Genomic DNA, 2,267 nt, shown 5'->3' on the forward strand with positions numbered 1-2,267 from the left:
TTAAACATAATATTGGTTTGGCTATCAAAGGATTGATAATTCAAGTTAATCGAAAAGAATCGATAGGCTAATATATTAATTATTAATAAACAATAGAATGTTTATTGAGAAATTTAGTTATTGAATGAGAAATATTTATTGTTATTTAGAATTATTAAGGATGTCTCTGATTAGATGCAGGATGTTCAGTCTGACAGGGGCAGTAAAAAGCAATCCATCGGGACCAAAAATATCATGGGTTTTATTGCTTACAGTTCCTTAACCTTCGGTTAAGAATGACAAAACCTTAGGGAGAAGAAGCGGTACGCCAATTATATTAAGACCCTGTCATCCATTATCTTCGATAATGGACCTGTATGCCAATAAAAACCTACAATATATTCAAAAACATGATGCGGGCTTATGCAATAAGCCCCTAAAGTTCTGGGGAATTTCCAGCGCCACATTACCAAAATGATCTTGGTCCATCCTCTCATCCCATCCATCCTGGTTCAAAAACCCCAATCCCCCTAATCCCATTGCTTCCCAAAATCCCAAGGCCATCTTAATTACTTGGATATTTTATGATTCGAAAGCCAAGGAAATATTCATAGTAATTCAAGAAATATAATTCCCTCAATGTACTGTTCACCCTTTCCTTTTGATTTCGGTATGAACCTCCTCTGATTGTTGTAGTTAACGTAGCATTTTGGGCTGGATCAACAACAGCGTTTATACTATAAGCCCTTGCTTCGTCTAAGCAATACTCTATTACATTTCCATAAATATCATAGATTCCCCAAGGATTTGGTTTCAACAAGCCTACCTCTTTTAATTTATTACCGGAATTTCCAGCATACCAGGCATATTCTGCAAGTTCACTTTCATGACCAGCAAAGGTTTCATGATCTTCCAGAAAGAAATAATCAGCTTTGGAACCTGCCCTTGCAGCATATTCCCATTGCGCTTCGGTAGGGAGATCTCCTCCTGCCCACAGTGCATATGCCCGAGCTCCGGCCCAAGTCACATAATTGACCGGTAGGTTTTCTTTCCCTGGGACAACCTGCCATTGACCATTGCTTTCAATGAAAAAATCATAATTATGAATCCATCTAACGCCTGGATTATTGGGATTTTGGACGTTCACACTGTTTAGGTCGGCATTTACATCCTTGAGGAATTCAAGGTATTGCGCGAGGGTAATCTCATATTTGCTCATCAGGAAATCTCTGGTCAGGGTTACCTGATGTGCAGGGTAAACACTTGCTGTTGTTCCAGGTTCGGTAGCCCCCGAACCCATGGTAAAGGTTCCGGCAGGGATATGGACGAATTCCAAACCTTTTGACCGAGCTATGATTTCACCGGCATCAACCTGCCAATCCATCGCTGAGACCCTTTTGACCTCGACCGAACCAAAGTTGATCGTGACCTGGTATTCATATTGCTTACCGGACTCAAAAATAACTCCTGTTGGAATGGCATATTTTAACACCCTATCTCCTACGTTGAACTGAAATTGCTTTTGGCCATCATTAAACGGGTCATACATGATAGCTTCCCGCTGCGTCCCAAGTCTAATGTCGGAGCTGTTTAACAAAAAAATTGAATTTATGTAAATTTGGAATCTCCAACCACTGGAGAATCCCACAAGGCTTATTTCGACGTCTCCTAAATCCTCAGCGCTCAACCCTTGGCCAGGCACTAGCGTGAATTTTAGCTTACTGTTCCTATGCTGTAAACTTATTGGACCAATAGGATTGCTCTTGTCGACATTGACCATTTTGATATCGATCAGGTCCAGTTTTGCCTGATCGAGCTGATTGCTAAAGTCCATCATAAGTTCGCCATTTGAAACCTGCTGATAGGGACTGTACAGGAAGAAATCAATAGCACTGCCATCGCGGAGGTAGATTATCGGCGTCCCTCCATCAGCCGGAAGCAGCTCTCCAGATTCATATATATACTTCCGGTTGTTCACCAGTGGACTATTCAGGTCCGTTGATCCTGCCGGGAGGACATAGACCCCAAATTCCTGTCCCTCGACAGGGGTAGCAGCGTTCATCGCCGTGATACTGCTTGGTTTTGCCAGGACAAGTTTAAGTTCCTTGTCCTCGGATGGAATCGCTATTCCATCGTCGCGCCTGCAGGAAAACAACAGCAGGAGCATGCAAAGTAATGGATAGATTATTTGATTTCTTTTAAACATAATATTGGTTTGGCTATCAAAGGATTGATAATTCAAGTTAATCGAAAAGAATCGATAGGCTAATATATTAATTATTAATAAA

Annotated in this window: 1 protein-coding gene; it reads right to left on the reverse strand. The window is 41.2% G+C overall.

Annotated elements, in window-relative coordinates; translation table 11 throughout:
* Positions 1 to 544: 544 nt before the first annotated feature.
* The coding region (locus tag ACWIB3_RS18550) for an SUMF1/EgtB/PvdO family nonheme iron enzyme (RefSeq protein WP_454292365.1) at positions 545 to 2,267 on the reverse strand (1,723 nt) is incomplete at its 5' end.

It is taken from the genome of Sphingobacterium sp. NPDC055431 (assembly GCF_053644255.1).